Genomic DNA, 16,690 nt, shown 5'->3' on the forward strand with positions numbered 1-16,690 from the left:
TAAATTGTATGACCTCGTCAAGAGGTTTTCCTTTGAGATTGTTACTGGACAACTGACATTATTGTCAGTGTTGTTCGGAGCGATCAAACATTCCTTATTGGAGAGTTTGATCCTGGCTCAGGACGAACGCTGGCGGCGTGCTTAACACATGCAAGTCGAGCGGTAAGGCCCTTCGGGGTACACGAGCGGCGAACGGGTGAGTAACACGTGGGTAACCTGCCCTGTACTCTGGGATAAGCCTGGGAAACTAGGTCTAATACCGGATATGACCTGCCTCCGCATGGTGGTGGGTGGAAAGTTCCGGCGGTACAGGATGGACCCGCGGCCTATCAGCTTGTTGGTGGGGTAATGGCCTACCAAGGCGACGACGGGTAGCCGGCCTGAGAGGGTGACCGGCCACACTGGGACTGAGACACGGCCCAGACTCCTACGGGAGGCAGCAGTGGGGAATATTGCACAATGGGCGAAAGCCTGATGCAGCGACGCCGCGTGAGGGATGACGGCCTTCGGGTTGTAAACCTCTTTCAGCGGGGACGAAGGGCAACTGACGGTACCCGCAGAAGAAGCACCGGCTAACTACGTGCCAGCAGCCGCGGTAATACGTAGGGTGCGAGCGTTGTCCGGAATTATTGGGCGTAAAGAGCTCGTAGGCGGTTTGTTGCGTCGGCTGTGAAAACTTCACGCTTAACGTGGAGCCTGCAGTCGATACGGGCAGACTTGAGTTCGGCAGGGGAGACTGGAATTCCTGGTGTAGCGGTGAAATGCGCAGATATCAGGAGGAACACCGGTGGCGAAGGCGGGTCTCTGGGCCGATACTGACGCTGAGGAGCGAAAGCGTGGGGAGCGAACAGGATTAGATACCCTGGTAGTCCACGCCGTAAACGGTGGGTGCTAGGTGTGGGGGACTTCCACGTCCTCCGTGCCGCAGCTAACGCATTAAGCACCCCGCCTGGGGAGTACGGCCGCAAGGCTAAAACTCAAAGGAATTGACGGGGGCCCGCACAAGCGGCGGAGCATGTGGATTAATTCGATGCAACGCGAAGAACCTTACCTGGGCTTGACATGCACTGGAAACCAGTAGAGATATTGGCCCCCTTGTGGCCGGTGTACAGGTGGTGCATGGCTGTCGTCAGCTCGTGTCGTGAGATGTTGGGTTAAGTCCCGCAACGAGCGCAACCCTCGTTCCATGTTGCCAGCGCGTTATGGCGGGGACTCATGGGAGACTGCCGGGGTCAACTCGGAGGAAGGTGGGGATGACGTCAAGTCATCATGCCCCTTATGTCCAGGGCTTCACACATGCTACAATGGCCGGTACAGAGGGCTGCTAAGCCGTGAGGTGGAGCGAATCCCACAAAGCCGGTCTCAGTTCGGATCGGGGTCTGCAACTCGACCCCGTGAAGTCGGAGTCGCTAGTAATCGCAGATCAGCAACGCTGCGGTGAATACGTTCCCGGGCCTTGTACACACCGCCCGTCACGTCACGAAAGTCGGTAACACCCGAAGCCCGTGGCCCAACCCGTAAGGGGGGGAGCGGTCGAAGGTGGGACTGGCGATTGGGACGAAGTCGTAACAAGGTAGCCGTACCGGAAGGTGCGGCTGGATCACCTCCTTTCTAAGGAGCATTCCTCACCGGATGTCTTCGGATGTCTGGTGGAGAGCCGTGCCGGCGGCGAATGATCGTCGGATGGTTGCTCAATGATGTGGATGCTGGCTATATACAGGACTTCGGGTTGTCTGGAGAGTTAGTACTGTCCGTGAGGGCGTGGAAGGGTCTCCAGAGGGTTCAAAGCTTCTGTTCGGTACGCTGTTGGGTCCTGAGGGAACACGTGAGTGTCTCTTTCAGCGAGAAACGGCAGGGCTGCCCCAGCTCCTGAACCGCCGGTCTTCGGATCTGGTAGGCGGGTGTGTTACGGGTGGTGTCTGGTTGTTCTTTGAGAACTGCACAGTGGATGCGAGCATCTTTGTGGCAAGTTATTAAGGGCACACGGTGGATGCCTTGGCACCAGGAGCCGATGAAGGACGTAGGAGACTGCGAAAAGCCTTGGGGAGTTGTCAACCGAGCTGAGATCCAAGGATTTCCGAATGGGGAAACCCGGCCCCAGTCATGTGGGGTCACCCTTGCCTGAACACATAGGGCATGTGGAGGGAACGCGGGGAAGTGAAACATCTCAGTACCCGCAGGAAGAGAAAACAACCGTGATTCCGTGAGTAGTGGCGAGCGAAAGCGGAAGAGGCTAAACCGTATTCGTGTGATACCCGGCAGGGGTTGCGTGTACGGGGTCGTGGGACCTGTCTGATCGTTCTGCCGGACGGTCGAGGAGTCATAAAACACTGTGGTTAGCGGAACGCGTCTGGAAAGCGTGGCCGTAGAGGGTGAGAGTCCCGTACGTGAAAACCCGGTGTCTCCTGACGGTGTTCCCAAGTAGCAGCGTACTCGTGAAATTCGCTGTGAATCTGGCGGGACCACCCGCTAAGCCTGAATACTCCCTGGTGACCGATAGCGGACTAGTACCGTGAGGGAAAGGTGAAAAGTACCCCGGGAGGGGAGTGAAATAGTACCTGAAACCGTGTGCCTACAATCCGTCGGAGCCTTTAGGGGTGACGGCGTGCCTTTTGAAGAATGAGCCTGCGAGTTAGTGCTGCGTGGCGAGGTTAACCCGTGTGGGGTAGCCGTAGCGAAAGCGAGTCCGAATAGGGCGTTCATAGTCGCGTGGTCTAGACCCGAAGCGGAGTGATCTAGCCATGGCCAGGGTGAAGCGTGGGTAAGACCGCGTGGAGGCCCGAACCCACCAGGGTTGAAAACCTGGGGGATGAGCTGTGGTTAGGGGTGAAAGGCCAATCAAACTCCGTGATAGCTGGTTCTCCCCGAAATGCATTTAGGTGCAGCGTCGTGTGTTTCGTGCCGGAGGTAGAGCACTGGATGGTCTAGGGGGCCCACAAGCTTACCGAAATCAACCAAACTCCGAATGCCGGTACGTGAGAGCGCGGCAGTGAGACTGCGGGGGATAAGCTTCGTAGTCGAGAGGGAAACAGCCCAGAACGCCGGCTAAGGCCCCTAAGTGTGTGCTAAGTGGGAAAGGATGTGGGGTCGCCCAGACAACCAGGAGGTTGGCTTAGAAGCAGCCACCCTTTAAAGAGTGCGTAATAGCTCACTGGTCAAGTGGTCCTGCGCCGACAATGTAGCGGGGCTCAAGCACACCGCCGAAGCCGTGTCATTCCGATTATGTCGGGATGGGTAGGGGAGCGTCGTTCAGCCGTTGAAGCGCCGGAGTGATCCAGGTGTGGAGGCTGGACGAGTGAGAATGCAGGCATGAGTAGCGAAAGACGAGTGAGAAACTCGTCCGCCGGATGACCAAGGGTTCCTGGGCCAGGCTAATCCGCCCAGGGTAAGTCGGGACCTAAGGCGAGGCCGACAGGCGTAGTCGATGGACAACGGGTTGATATTCCCGTACCCGTGTGAACGCGCCCATGGCGAACCTTGTGATACTAACCGCCCGAAGCCCATTCCACTCCTTCGGGAGTGGGGTGACGTGGAGCGCGGGACCTGAACTTGTAGTAGTCAAGCGATGGGGTGACGCAGGAGGGTAGCTCCGCCAGTGAGTGGTAGTACTGGTGTAAGCGTGTAGGCCGACGTGTAGGCAAATCCGCACGTCATATAAGGCTGAGACGTGATGCATAGCCGATTGAGGCGAAGTAGAGTGATCCCATGCTGCCGAGAAAAGCCTCTAGTGAGTGTTCATGCGGCCCGTACCCCAAACCGACACAGGTGGTCAGGTAGAGAATACCGAGGCGATCGGGCGAACTGTGGTTAAGGAACTCGGCAAAATGCCCCCGTAACTTCGGGAGAAGGGGGGCCGAGGGATTTGAAGCCCCTTGCGGGCTAGGATTTTTCGGCCGCAGAGACCAGCGAGAAGCGACTGTTTACTAAAAACACAGGTCCGTGCGAAGTCGCAAGACGATGTATACGGACTGACGCCTGCCCGGTGCTGGAACGTTAAGGGGACCGGTTAGTCTTTCGGGGCGAAGCTGAGAACTTAAGCGCCAGTAAACGGCGGTGGTAACTATAACCATCCTAAGGTAGCGAAATTCCTTGTCGGGTAAGTTCCGACCTGCACGAATGGCGTAACGACTTCTCGACTGTCTCAACCACAGGCCCGGCGAAATTGCATTACGAGTAAAGATGCTCGTTACGCGCGGCAGGACGGAAAGACCCCGGGACCTTTACTATAGCTTGGTATTGGTGTTCGGTTCGGCTTGTGTAGGATAGGTGGGAGACTGTGAAGCGCTGACGCCAGTCAGTGTGGAGTCGTCGTTGAAATACCACTCTGGTCGTACTGGATGTCTAACCTCGGTCCGTGATCCGGATCAGGGACAGTGCCTGGTGGGTAGTTTAACTGGGGCGGTTGCCTCCCAAAGGGTAACGGAGGCGCTCAAAGGTTCCCTCAGCCTGGTTGGCAATCAGGTGTCGAGTGCAAGTGCACAAGGGGGCTTGACTGTGAGACCGACAGGTCGAGCAGGGACGAAAGTCGGAACTAGTGATCCGGCCATGGCTTGTGGAAGCGTGGTCGCTCAACGGATAAAAGGTACCCCGGGGATAACAGGCTGATCTTGCCCAAGAGTCCATATCGACGGCATGGTTTGGCACCTCGATGTCGGCTCGTCGCATCCTGGGGCTGGAGTAGGTCCCAAGGGTTGGGCTGTTCGCCCATTAAAGCGGTACGCGAGCTGGGTTTAGAACGTCGTGAGACAGTTCGGTCCCTATCCGCCGCGCGCGTAGGATACTTGCGGAAGGCTGTCCCTAGTACGAGAGGACCGGGACGGACGGACCTCTGGTGTGCCAGTTGTCCTGCCAAGGGCATTGCTGGTTGGCTACGTTCGGAAGGGATAACCGCTGAAAGCATCTAAGCGGGAAGCCTGTTCCTAGATGAGGTATCCCACCCTTTGTGGGTTAAGGCCCCCAAGAGACTATTGGGTTGATAGGCCGGAGATGGAAGGTCGGTAACGGCTGGAGTTGACCGGTACTAATAGGCCGAGGACTTGCTACGAAGACGCTACGCATCCACTGTGCGGTTCTGAAAGAACCGAACCGGACCACCTGGTCCCCGTGCGCCTGTTGTTGGGTGGTGGGGTTGGGTGCCTACGGGTTGGTAATTTCATAGTGTTTCGGTGGTCATAGCGGTTGGGGAACACCCGGTCCCATTCCGAACCCGGTAGTTAAGCCTTCCAGCGCCGATGGTACTGCACTCGTGAGGGTGTGGGAGAGTAGGACGCCGCCGAACATATCGTTGACCCTCAGGGGCATCCGTTTTATGCGGATGCCCCTGAGGGCATTTTTGCGTTCTGACCGGTTTCGGTGTGACGAGGAATCGTCACGTTGTGGTCCGCGGCGACGGCTGTCCGGGCGATGCGGTGCGCGCGAGCGGGTGACGTGCCGTGAGCGCTCTTCACGGCTCCTTACCGTGACGGCATGAGCAGTGGTCAACCGATGTGGGCGCCCGCCGTTCTCGGCGTGGTCCTCCTCGTGGCGCTGGTCCTGCTGCTCCTGACCTACGTCTAAGCGGCTATTCCACGGGGTTCAGGTCGCCGGTCGGGAAGCGCCGCTCGTTGCGTTCGATCTTGGCGAACGCGGCCTCGATGAGGTCGACGTCGAGCTTGTCGGCCAGCCGCACGAGGTAGTGCATGACGTCGGCCAGCTCGTCGCGGACCTTCCAGGCCAGCTCCGGGTCTTCCATCGCGTGCGCGGCCTCCTCGGGCGTGAGCCACTGGAACAGGTCCGTCAGCTCGCCGACCTCCCCGGACAACGCCATCACAAGGTTCTTGGGCGTGTGGTACCGGTCCCAGTCGCGCGCGGCGGCGAACCGGCGCAGCGCGTCCCGCAGGTCTTCCAGGTTCATGCCCGCAGAGCTACCACACGGTGGTCGCTGGGGCGCACGCCGCGTACCCGTTTGAACGCCGTGCTGAAGGCGAACGGGTCCGCGTAGCCGACCGCGCGGGCCACCGAGCCGATGGTCGCGTCGGGCTTGGCGAGGAGATCGGCGGCCAGGTCCATGCGCCACTCGGTGAGGTACGTCAGCGGCGGCACGCCGACCAGGGCGGTGAACCGTCGCGCCAACGCCGCCCGTGACACGCCGGCACGTGCCGCGAGTTCGGCGACCGTCCACGCGTGCCGCGGTTCGTCGTGGATCGCGCGGAGGGCGGGGCCGACGATCTCGTCGCCCAGTGCCCGGTACCACGCGGGGGTGTTCGCCTCGGGCCGGTCGAACCACTCGCGCAGCGCGAACACCAGGAGGAGGTCGACGAGCCGGTCGAGGACGATGTCCTGACCGGGCCGGTCCTTGGCGACCTCCTCCGACAGGAGGTCCAGCGCGGGGCACGGGCCATCGGCGCACGGCACGACGAACGCGGCCGGCAGGGCGTTGAGGAGTCGGTCGGACACGCTGCCCTCGACCTCGTAGGCACCGGTGATCACGACCGTGTCGCCGGACGCGTCGAACCCGTACGTGCGGGTGCCGAGCCGCCACCGCTCGCAGTCCGGTTCACCGACCTGGATCTGGGGCGGCGTGGACGGGTCGTCGGCCAGTACGAACCGGTGCGGTCCGCGGACCAGGCCGATGTCGCCGGGCCGCATGAGCAGGCGGGCGCCGTCCTCGGTGAGCAGCCACGCGGTGCCGCGGACGGTGGTGATGAGGGTCAGCGGCGCCGTCACCGAGAACCCGAGCGACCACGGTGGCGACGCGAACGAGCGGCACACCAGGGCGTGCTGCGCGTGCACGCCGCGCAGGAGGTCGGTGAGAGCGTCCACGTAGACGATTGAACATGGAGTTGCGACTGTGAGCCATGTTCCGTCCACCACGACGTTGGTGTGATGGTGGCATGACAATCCTGGTTATCGGAGCCACCGGCAAGACCGGCCGTCGCGTCACCACCGCCTTGGAGGACCGCGGCGTCGCCCACCGTCCCGTGTCACGTCGTTCCGCGATCCGCTTCGACTGGGCGGACGAGTCCACCTGGGACGCCGCGCTGGACGGCGTCACGGCGGTCTACCTGGTGCCGCCCGCGATGACGTTGTCCGACGAGGAGGTGGCGGCGTTCGTGCCGCGGGCCGTGGCGGCGGGGGTGCGGCGGATCGTGGTGTTGTCGGCGCGCGGCATCATGCCGGACGACGGCCGTGAACGCGCGGTGCGCGAGTCCGGTGTGGACTGGACGATCCTGCGGCCGACGTGGTTCTCCCACAACTTCAGCGAGGACTTCTTCCTGCCGCAGGTGGTGGCGGGCGAGGTCGTGCTGCCGGCCGGCGGGGACGGCGCGCACCCGTTCATCCACGCGCAGGACATCGCGGACGTGGCGGTGGCGGCGTTGACGGAGGACGGGCACGCGGGCGTGACGTACGAGCTGTCGGGGCCGGAGGCGCTGACGTTCGCCGAGGCGTTGGCGTTGATCGGCGACGTGTCGGGCCGGTCGGCGCGGGTGGTCGACGTGCCCGCGCCCGACTTCGCGGGGCTCCTGGTGGACGGCGGTCTGAGCCGGGCGTACGCGGAGGTGCTGACGATGTCGTTGACCGCGATCCGCGACGGTCACGACGCCGCGCTGTCGGACGGGGTGCCGTCGGTGCTGGGGCGCGACGGGCGGACGTTCGGCGACTACGTCAAGGAGGCGGCGGGCGCCTGGGGCTGAGCGAGGACGAACAGGTGCTCCTCGGTGGGCTGGCCCTCGCGGTCGGGGGTGAAGGCGGTGCTCCGGGTGTCGAGCACCGTCAGGCCCGCCTGCTCGATCCGGCGGAGGAGGTCGGGGGTGGCGAAGCTGGTGAGGCGCACGGTGTGGCCGAGGAACGGGACTTCGAGGTCTTCGACGTCCATCGGCACGGTGATCAGCGCCAGCACGCCGTCCGGCTTCAGCCAGCGGGCGATCTTGGCGAGCACGGCGGCGACCTCGTCGCGGCTCATCTGGAGGAAGGGGAAGAACGCGCAGACCGCGTCCCAGCTCCGGTCCTCCGACTCCCACTCGCGGACGTCGGCGTGCGTGAACTCGGCGCGCGGCACCTGGCGGTGGGCGATGTCGACCATGGTGGCGGACACGTCGATGCCGAGGACGTCGTGGCCGGCGGCGGTGAGGTCCTCGGCGACCGGCCTCCCCGTGCCGCTGCCGATGTCGAGCACCTTGGCGTGCGCGGGCAGCCGTTCGAGCAGCAGGCGCACCGCGTCGTCCACGGCGGGGGGACGGCCGAAGGCGTCCTCGTAACCCTGGCCGACGGCGTCGAACAGCTCGGCGGCGGTGAAGGGCTGGGGGTCCACGGCTACCTCCGGATCAGGGTGAGGTGCGGTTTGGGGTGGGGTTGGGTTGGGCCTTCGCCTGGCAGGGCGGTGAGGACGAGGCCGAAGACGAGACCGTTCAGCTCTTCCACGTCGAGGAGGAGTTCGCGCGCTATGTCGTGCGGGGTGGTGCCTTGGGACCTCAGTGTGCGGAAGACCTTGGTGAGTACCTGGGACGTCTCGCGGCGGGCCATGCCGGTGGGTGGGCGGCGGGCCAGGTGGGCGCACACGGCGGTGTACTGGGGCCGGCTGAGGAGGCCCAGGTCGCGGAGGCGGTGGGCGAGGGTGAGCGGGGTGACGTGCCACGTGGCGCTCAGCGCGAGGACCTGCTCGGTCAGCGCGTTGCGGGGGACGGCGGCCAGGACGCCCGCGCGGGGGAGGAGGAAGGCGGTCGCGAACGTTTGCGCGTCGTTGGTCCGGGTGAGGCGGCCCAGTTCGCGGGCGGTGTCGAAGCGGGCTTCGTCGGGGGTCGCGGTGGGGTCGAGGAAGACGTAGGGGGTGCCGTTGTGGCGGCACGAGAACGGGCCCGCCGGGGCGCAGTCCTGCGGCAGGGAGAACACGCGGACGCCGTGCGCTTCGAGCAGGTGCACGAGGTTGGGCGCGGGCCGGTGGGGGATGCCCCAGCGAGCGCGGACCATCTCGGCCGCCGTCTCCGGGTCGGGGCCCTCCCACGTCGGCACGTCCGGCTCGGGGAACGTGAACGCGCGCGTCAGCCAGGCGTCGAAGCCGATGGCCAGGCGGGCGGCGGCCAGCGCGGCGTCACGCTGCCGCTGGGGCGCCGGTCGGGTGAACGCGACGTCGATCTCGGGGACGTCCTCGGCTTCGAGGAAGCCCGCGGGGAAGCCGAGGGCTTCGGTGAGCCTCGCCGTGGTGGCCGGTCGCGGTCGGCGGCGGCCGTGCTCGTAGTCGCCGATGCTCGCCGGGCTCGTGCCGGCCTTGCGCGCCAACTCGACCGCGGTGAGACCGCGCCGGGTGCGGGCCAGGGCGAGGCGGGAGGGCGTGAGCATGATCGCGCCATTCTCGCACCCGCCTACCGGCGCGGGACGACGGTGACGTCCACGTCGGCCGGGCCGTCCGGGCCGCGGGGCGTGGGCAGCGGGCCGAACACCAGAGGCGGCAACGTGATCCGGTGCGCCCAGCGGTCGACTACCTGGCCCTGGGGCGTCGGTTCCGGCTGCGACACCTCGCGCAGCACGACCAGCCGGTCGCCCTCCTGGTGGGGGTAGGTGACGAGGAACCACAGCTTCCACTCGTGCGTGTGCAGGGAGTCGAAGAGGGTGAACTGGTCGCTGTCGTTGCCGCGCATCATGGCCGCGATGGCGGGGCCCTTGGCGTAGTCGCTGCGCAGCGGGGCGCCGGGCGTGCCGGTGTGCCGGTTGCCCTGGAGCGTGCCGAGCACGACCGGTCTCGTCGGGTGCTGGACGAGGCCCGCGTTCCACTTGTCGACGCGCGTCCACCCCTCGGCGACGAGCACTTCGCGCAGCCTGCCGACGCGGTGGATCCAGTCGAGCAGCCCGGCGCCGTTGGTGGGGCCGAGGGGTGGCGCGGACGCCCGTGCGTCGACGCCGGCCCAGATGGCCTCGTCGAGGTGGTCGACCCTCAGCCCCAGCTCGGCCAGCCGGGCGTGGTGGTCGGCGGTCAGCTCCGTGGCGTTCGACATCCTCATGTCGGGCACGGTAACGCCGACCACCGACAATCCCGTGCCGGTCGTCACTCGGGGGCCGTCCGTACCATCGGTACGGAGAGGGATCGGGTCGCGCGTCACACGTGGGGAATCACGATGGAATCGAACTCGCCGAAGGTCACGGTCGTCGTGCCGACCTACAACGAGCGGGAGAACTTGCCGAAGCTGGTCGACCTGCTCGCCGGAATCGGGGTGGAGAACCTGCACGTGCTCATCGTGGACGACAACTCGCCCGACGGCACGGGTGACGTCGCGGACGAATTGGCGGCGAGCGCGCCGATTCCGGTGGACGTTCTGCACCGCACGGAAAAGGACGGTCTGGGGCGGGCTTATGTGGCCGGGATCTTGCGCGCGCTCGACCGCGGCGCGGACGTCGTGGTGCAGATGGACGCGGACCTGTCGCACCCGGCGAGCGTGATCCCGCGCATGGTGGAGACGTTGGCGACGACCGACGCGGCCGTGGTGATCGGCTCCCGCTACGTGCCCGGAGGCGCGGTCGCCGGCGAATGGGGGTGGCACCGCAAAGCGCTGTCGGCGTGGGCGAACTTCTACGTCAACGCGATCCTGCGATTGCGCGTGAAGGACGCCACGGCGGGGTTCAAGGCGTGGCACGCGGCGACCCTGCGGAAGATCGACGTCGCCTCGATCCGGAGCAACGGGTACGCGTTCCAGGTGGAGATGAACCACCGGACGGTGAAGAACGGGATGCGCATCGTCGAAGTGCCCATCAAGTTCGAGGAACGCGCGGAAGGCGCGTCGAAGATGAGCCTGGCCGTGCAGCTGGAATCGGCGTTGATGCCGTGGAAACTGCTGTTCGGCCGCCGGTTGGGCTGAGGTTGCCCCGTTCGGGGTGCGATGACCCCCACACGGCCGGCGTGCATGAAGTCGTGCTCGGCTGGGTACCAAGCCCTTCCGAGCGACAGGATGCTGCATGGATGTGCGGAGCAGGAACAACGTGGTCGTCACCGGCGAGGCCGACGGCCCGGTGGTGGTGCTCGCGCACGGTTTCGGGTGCGACCAGAACATGTGGCGGCTGGTCGTCCCCACGCTCGCCGAGAAGTGCCGGGTCGTGCTGTTCGACCACGTGGGGGCGGGAGGGTCGGACCTGTCCGCGTGGAACGCCCAGCGGTACTCGACGCTCGACGGGTACGCGTCGGACGTGCTGGACCTCTGCCGTGAGCTGGACCTGCGCGACGTCGTGTTCGTGGGTCACTCGGTGGCCGCGATGATCGGGGTGCTGGCGGCGGCCGCCGAGCCGTCCCGGTTCGGCAAGCTGGTGCTGGTCACGCCGTCGCCGCGGTACATCGACGACGGCGACTACCGGGGCGGGTTCAGCGCCGCCGACATCGAGGAGCTGCTCGACTCGCTGGACAGCAACTACCTCGGCTGGTCGGCGACGATGGCGCCGGTCATCATGGGCAACGCGGACCGACCGGAACTCGGCGAGGAGCTGACCAACAGCTTCTGCCGCACCGACCCGGAGGTGGCCAGGGTGTTCGCGCGCACGACGTTCCTCTCGGACAACCGGGACGACCTGCCGCGGGTGAGCGTGCCGACGCTCGTGCTGGAGTGCGCGCAGGACGTGATCGCCCCGCCCGAGGTCGGCGCGTACGTCCACGCCAACATCCCCGGCAGCACGCGGGTCACGCTCGACGCCACGGGGCACTGCCCGCAGCTCAGCGCACCGGAGGCCACCGCGGCGGAGATCCTGCGCTTCGCCGTGGACCAGCGGTGATGTGCGAGACGGGGAGCGACCCGGACAACGACAACGAGACGTTCTCGGCCTTGTTGGAGGACAGCGCGGAAGACCTGTACGAGAACGCGCCGTGCGGATACCTGTCGACGATGCTCGACGGGAAGATCGCGAAGGTGAACGGGACGCTGCTGCGGTGGCTGGGTCGCCGACGTGAGGACCTGGTGGGCCGGATGCGGTTCAGCGACCTGCTCAACGTCGGCGGCAAGCTGTACCACGAGACGCACTTCGCGCCGCTGCTGCGGATGCAGGGCGAGGTGCGCGGGGTGGCGCTGGAGATGGTCGCGGCGGACGGCTCCCGGTTGCCGGTGCTGGTCAACTCCACCGTCAAGACCGGCGACGACGGCTCGCCGTTGCTGATCCGCACGACGGTGTTCGACGCGCGCGACCGCCGTGCGTACGAGCAGGAGCTGCTGCGCGCCCGGCAGGAGGCGGAACGGGAGCGCGACGAGATCCGGCGGCTCGCGATCACGCTCCAGCGGACGCTGCTGCCGCCGGTGCTGCCGGACGTGCCGGGCGTGGAGATCGCCGCGCACTACCACCACGCGTCGCCGTTCGAGGTCGGCGGCGACTTCTACGACGTGTTCCCGCTGGCGGACGGCCGGTGGGGCGTGTTCCTCGGCGACGTGTGCGGCAAGGGCGCGGGCGCGGCGGCGGTGACGTCGCTGACCCGCTACACGCTGCGCTCGGCCGCCGTGTACGACCCGGACCCGGTCGCCGTGCTGACGAACCTGAACACCGTGCTCAACCAGGAGCGGGACGACGGGTCCGCGCGGTTCTGCACGGTGACGTTCGGGGTGCTCGCGGTGGAGGGGGACGGCTGCACGCTCACGCTCGCCGCCGGCGGCCACCCGCCCGGCCTGCTGCTGCGCGCCGACGGCACGGTCGAGCACGTGGAGACGCCCGGCGGGCAGCTCATCGGCATCCTGCCCGAGGCGCGCGTGGTGACCACGACCGTGCGGCTGGCGGGCGGTGACACGTTCGCGCTGTACTCGGACGGGCTGGTGGAGGCGCGGACCGGTGGCTCGCGGTACAGCGAGGAGGAGTTGCTGGAGTTCGCGGCCACCATCGCCCCGACGTCGGCGGCGGGTGTCGTGGAGGCGATCGTGGGGTTGTTGGACCGGTTCGGCGACGGGGTCGAGGACGACACCGCGGTGCTCGCGCTGGGCGTTCCGGCGGCTCGGACCGGCGTGGACGTCGGCTCGGACCCGGTCTAGGGCTCCCAGACCTGGATGGCGCGGACGACGAACGGCGCGTCCGGCACGTAGGTGCCCTTGCCGGGGTAGGTGGTGAACTCGGCCTCGGTCGAGCACGTGGCCCGCTGGTACACCGAGGCGTCCCTGGTGAGGCGGTTCGCGAACGACCTCGCCACGAACCCGTCGGGCAGCGGGATGCACTCCCGGGGGTTCGCCGATTCGAGGTCGAGGCGGTGCGACTGGCCGGTGTAGTCGGTGCCCGACCAGACGCAGAACTCGCCCCGGTCGCAGGTCGCGGCAGGCTCGTGGGCCACCGCCGTGCCGCTGGACGCCAACGCGCCGGCGGTGAGCGCCAGCGCCGTGACCAGGGTGCGGGTCGTCATTCGGGTCACCTCCACCGCTCCAGGGTGCTGCGGCCGGCGGTGGTGTGGGGCCGGGGCGACCGCCGTTCACCTGATTGTGTGGGTGTGGTCCGGGGACGGCCAGTCGACCTTCGCCGCCGTTGTTTGTGGTCCTACGAACCAGTCTTGGTTTACTGGCTCGGTGACAGCGCGGGAGGGTGGGGTTTCGGGCTGGCGGCGGGAGCTCGTCGAGGCCGTGGACCGGGTGCTGGCGGGGCCGGTCAAGGGTGGGGACGGCGAGTGGCGGCCGCTCGGCCGGGCGACCCGATTACCCGGTGACGAGCCGGGGTGGTGGACGCTCGACCTCCGCGCGGGCGACCGGCCGCCGTCCGCGGACAGCTTCGACCAGCTCTGCCTGGCGGACAAGGACGGGCCTGACAACGGCACCTCCGTCCCGGTGGAGCGGGTGCAGGTCGCCGACGGCCTGGTCAAGATCAAGGTGGACGGTGTGCTGCCCGCCGGCTGCGACCGGGTGTGGACGATCCGGCTCACGCCTCGCCACCTGTGGCAGAAGCTGCGCGACGGGATCGCGGGCCTCGACCGGGCGCCGCTGGCGGATCGGCTGGCCGCGGGCAGGCTGGACGCGCTCCCCGCGCCGTCCGCGCACGACTACCCGCCCGGTTTCCTGCCGTCCCAGCGGATCGCGTACCAGGCGTGCACCGAGCCCGGTGTGCACGCCGTGTGGGGGCCGCCGGGCACCGGCAAGACCCGCGTCCTCGCCCGCGCCATCGAAGACCTCGTCAAGAGCGGACGGCGCGTCCTGCTGGTGTCGACGGCCAACATCGCCGTGGACAACGCGCTCAAGGAAGTCGTCAAGAACATCCCCACCGACCAGGGGCAGGTCATCCGGGTCGGGCCGCCGCACCTGCCGGAGCTGGCGGCGGACGACAACGTCCAGCTGCAGCGGCTCGCGGCCCGCACGACGGGTGAGGTCGACGCCGAGCTGGCCGAGGTGCGGGAACGGCTCGTCCAAGCCGACCGGGTGGACGCCAGGATCGCCGCCCTCGACGTCGAGCTCGCCGACTACGACCACGACGCCTACGTGGCGGCGGTCGAGCGGATCGACCGGCGGGCGGAGCTGGCGCGGCTGGAGGCGGACCGTCCTGAGCTGGCCCGGCGGCACGTCGAGGCCACGCGGGAGTTGGACGCCGCGGTGCTCGAGGCCGCGGTCGTGGACGGCGAGCGGCGACGGGTGGAGCCGCAGCGGCGGATGCTCGAACGGGCCGCCGAGCTCACCGCGTCGCTGCGGGCCGCCGAGGACGACGTCCGCGGACAGCGTGAACGGGCCGCGAGCGCCGCAGAGGAGGCCGCCGCCACTCGCAACCCGCTCGCGCGGTGGAAGGCGCGCAAGGCCGCGGAGCGGTGGGCACGGGCGTCGGCCACCGCGGAACGGCAGTTCGCGGCCCGGCGGGACGCGATCGTGGCGGAGCTGGACCACCTCCGTGCCACGGTCACCGTCACGCCCGCCGACCTGGCGCGGCTGGACGAGCGCGTGGTGGTCGCGAACACCCTCTACCGCGCCAGTCAGTCCGAGATGACCCACGTGCAGGAGGCGGTGGACGCCTTGGAGGCGCGCTGCGCGTGGCTGCGCGGGCTCGGTGTCGCCGACGAGCGGGACGACGCGGCGGTGGCGTCGGCACGCCGGGGGAACCTCCCGGCGCGGCACGAGGAACGGGCCCGGCTCCACGAGTTCCAGCGGTCCGCCGCGCGTGACCGGCCGCAGTGGGAGAGCCGCCTGCGGGACCTGACCAAGAAGATCGGCAAGCTGCGCCGTGACGCGGAGGGCGAGATCGTGGCCGGCGCGCGGGTGGTGGCGACGACCCTGGCCCGGTCGCGCGCGCACCCCGCCGTGGCGCGGGAGAAGTTCGACGTCGTCCTCGTGGACGAGGCCGGCGCGGCGCTGCTCGCCGAGGTGCTGCTCGCGGTCGGGCGGGCGACCCGGACCGCCGTGCTGCTCGGCGACTTCCTCCAGCTGGGCCCGGTCACCGCGGACGTCGACCGGGTCGACCACGCGGGCGTGCGCAAATGGGTCAAACCGGACGTGTTCACCCACTGCGGCATCCGCGCGCCCGCGGACGTGGAGGCGAAGGCGGGCGCGGTGGGGCTGCGGCACCAGTTCCGGTTCGGCCCGAACCTGCGCCACCTCGCCAACGAGGTCGTCTACGGCGTGCTGGAGGACGGCGCGACCAGGCCCGACACCGAGATCGTGATCGTGGACGTGAGCGACCTGCCCGACCTCGGCGTCGTGCACCGGTCGGCGAAGTACGCCGGCTGGTGGCCGGTCGGGGCGCTGGTGGCCCGCGCGCTCGCGCAGCACCACAGCACGGACGGCGACGTCGGCGTCGTGACGACGTTCAAGCAGCAGGCCGAGGCGACGCTCGCCGCGCTCCGGGACGTCGGACCGGACCTCGTCGTGCCCGTGGGCACCACGCACTCGTTCCAGGGACGCGAGTTCGACACCGTCGTCTTCGACCTGGTGGAGGACGGGCGGGGCTGGATCGCCAAGGCCCGCGCGAACGGCGACGACTTCGAGTACACGGCGGTCCGCCTGTTCGGCGTGGGGATCACCCGGGCCCGGCACCGGCTGTACCTGATCGTGAACTCGCGGGTGGCCGTCAAGGGCGCCGTGGGTGACAGCCCGCTCGGCGCGGTGCGGCGACTGGCGCAGGCGGGCCGCATCCAGTGGGTCCGCGCGGGCGCCCTGCTCGGCTTGGCCGACGAGCGCGAGTACAAGCCGGTGTCGTCGGTGGAGGCCGAGCTGCAGGACGTGCTGAGCGGGCTCGTCGAGATCACCGACATCGAGGACGAGTTCGCGTTCAAGGACACCCTGGCGAAGAGCCTCGCCCAGGCCCGGCACAGCGTGTGGATGTGGTCGCCGTGGGTCGGTCGGAACGGCAAGCGGTTCATGCCCCTCATCGCGGACGCCGTGCGGCGAGGCGTCGACGTGCGGGTGTTCACCAGGGACGACAAGGACTTCATCCAGAAGAACGACACCAACCAGGAGTGGCTGCGGGCGCTCAAGGACACCGGCGCCCGGATCATCCGCGCCCGCCTCGAGCACAAGAAGATCGTGGTGATCGACCAGCAGGTCGTGCTGATCGGGAGCCTGAACGCCCTGTCGCACCGGGACTCGCGCGAGGTGATGCTCACCTGCCGGGGTTCGGCGTTCGCGAAACGGCTGCTCGCGGAGCTGGGCGCCGAGGGGTTCGTCGACCCGGCGCCCTGCGCGAGGTGCCGTGCGGACGTCGAGCTGCACCGGTCGTCCGACCGGAAGCGGGGCACGCCCTACTTCTGGCGCTGCCCGCGCTGCCGGCACGAGGTGGCGGCGCCGAGCCGCGGCTGACCTTC

At 67.5% G+C, this 16,690-nt stretch carries 11 protein-coding genes and 3 rRNA genes; 8 read left to right on the forward strand and 6 right to left on the reverse strand.

The window, feature by feature from the left end; genetic code table 11:
• Nucleotides 1–94 precede the first annotated feature (94 nt).
• The 3 genes from ACRAKH_RS08720 (at nucleotide 95) to rrf (ending at nucleotide 5,278) form a co-directional block, all read left to right on the forward strand.
• A 16S ribosomal RNA gene (locus ACRAKH_RS08720) occupies nucleotides 95–1,611 on the forward strand.
• A 352-nt stretch (nucleotides 1,612–1,963) separates the two neighbouring features.
• Nucleotides 1,964–5,044 (forward strand): 23S ribosomal RNA (locus tag ACRAKH_RS08725).
• 117 nt (nucleotides 5,045–5,161) lie between these two features.
• Nucleotides 5,162–5,278 (forward strand): 5S ribosomal RNA (gene rrf / locus ACRAKH_RS08730).
• Together the 16S, 23S and 5S rRNA genes form the textbook arrangement of a ribosomal RNA operon.
• A 282-nt stretch (nucleotides 5,279–5,560) precedes the next feature.
• Here the strand turns inward: rrf and ACRAKH_RS08735 are convergent.
• Together ACRAKH_RS08735 and ACRAKH_RS08740 are read right to left on the reverse strand one after the other, a co-directional pair.
• On the reverse strand, nucleotides 5,561–5,893 hold the full coding sequence (locus ACRAKH_RS08735) for a nucleotide pyrophosphohydrolase (RefSeq protein WP_380720036.1): 333 nt from the start codon (nucleotides 5,891–5,893) through the stop codon (nucleotides 5,561–5,563).
• Entirely contained in the window at nucleotides 5,890–6,801 is a 912-nt protein-coding gene (locus ACRAKH_RS08740) for an AraC family transcriptional regulator (RefSeq protein ID WP_380720033.1), read from the reverse strand. The genes ACRAKH_RS08735 and ACRAKH_RS08740 overlap by 4 nt, the downstream gene beginning before the upstream one ends.
• 71 nt (nucleotides 6,802–6,872) lie before the next feature.
• Here ACRAKH_RS08740 and ACRAKH_RS08745 point away from each other — a divergent pair, with 71 nt between their 5' ends.
• Complete coding sequence (locus tag ACRAKH_RS08745) at nucleotides 6,873–7,673, forward strand: NAD(P)H-binding protein (protein WP_380720031.1); 801 nt, start codon at nucleotides 6,873–6,875, stop codon at nucleotides 7,671–7,673.
• Here ACRAKH_RS08745 and ACRAKH_RS08750 read toward each other — a convergent pair.
• Genes ACRAKH_RS08750 through ACRAKH_RS08760 form a run of 3 tightly spaced genes read right to left on the reverse strand, consistent with a single transcriptional unit; the run spans nucleotide 7,640 to nucleotide 9,974 of the window.
• Nucleotides 7,640–8,290, reverse strand: a complete 651-nt coding sequence (locus tag ACRAKH_RS08750; RefSeq protein WP_380720029.1) for a class I SAM-dependent methyltransferase — start codon at nucleotides 8,288–8,290, stop codon at nucleotides 7,640–7,642. The two genes, ACRAKH_RS08745 and ACRAKH_RS08750, sit on opposite strands and share 34 nt — an antisense overlap.
• Nucleotides 8,291–8,292: 2 nt before the next feature.
• Nucleotides 8,293–9,315, reverse strand: coding sequence for a helix-turn-helix domain-containing protein (locus ACRAKH_RS08755; protein ID WP_380720027.1), 1,023 nt, complete (start codon nucleotides 9,313–9,315; stop codon nucleotides 8,293–8,295).
• Between the two features lie 23 nt (nucleotides 9,316–9,338).
• Nucleotides 9,339–9,974: a hypothetical protein gene (locus tag ACRAKH_RS08760; protein WP_380720024.1), complete on the reverse strand. Its 636-nt coding sequence runs from the start codon at nucleotides 9,972–9,974 to the stop codon at nucleotides 9,339–9,341.
• Between the two features lie 114 nt (nucleotides 9,975–10,088).
• Here ACRAKH_RS08760 and ACRAKH_RS08765 point away from each other — a divergent pair, with 114 nt between their 5' ends.
• From ACRAKH_RS08765 to ACRAKH_RS08775, 3 genes are all read left to right on the forward strand, one after another.
• Nucleotides 10,089–10,826, forward strand: coding sequence for a polyprenol monophosphomannose synthase (locus tag ACRAKH_RS08765; protein ID WP_380720023.1), 738 nt, complete (start codon nucleotides 10,089–10,091; stop codon nucleotides 10,824–10,826).
• A 97-nt stretch (nucleotides 10,827–10,923) separates the two neighbouring features.
• Entirely contained in the window at nucleotides 10,924–11,727 is an 804-nt protein-coding gene (locus ACRAKH_RS08770; protein ID WP_380720021.1) for an alpha/beta fold hydrolase, read from the forward strand.
• Complete coding sequence (locus ACRAKH_RS08775) at nucleotides 11,727–12,962, forward strand: PP2C family protein-serine/threonine phosphatase (protein ID WP_380720019.1); 1,236 nt, start codon at nucleotides 11,727–11,729, stop codon at nucleotides 12,960–12,962. The genes ACRAKH_RS08770 and ACRAKH_RS08775 overlap by 1 nt, the downstream gene beginning before the upstream one ends.
• Here the strand turns inward: ACRAKH_RS08775 and ACRAKH_RS08780 are convergent.
• On the reverse strand, nucleotides 12,959–13,324 hold the full coding sequence (locus ACRAKH_RS08780) for a peptidase inhibitor family I36 protein (protein ID WP_380720017.1): 366 nt from the start codon (nucleotides 13,322–13,324) through the stop codon (nucleotides 12,959–12,961). The two genes, ACRAKH_RS08775 and ACRAKH_RS08780, sit on opposite strands and share 4 nt — an antisense overlap.
• A gap of 160 nt (nucleotides 13,325–13,484) precedes the next feature.
• Between ACRAKH_RS08780 and ACRAKH_RS08785 the strand changes: the two genes are divergently transcribed.
• Nucleotides 13,485–16,685: an AAA domain-containing protein gene (locus ACRAKH_RS08785; protein WP_380720015.1), complete on the forward strand. Its 3,201-nt coding sequence runs from the start codon at nucleotides 13,485–13,487 to the stop codon at nucleotides 16,683–16,685.
• The last annotated feature ends 5 nt before the right edge of the window (nucleotides 16,686–16,690 follow it).

It is taken from the genome of Saccharothrix hoggarensis (assembly GCF_052936025.1).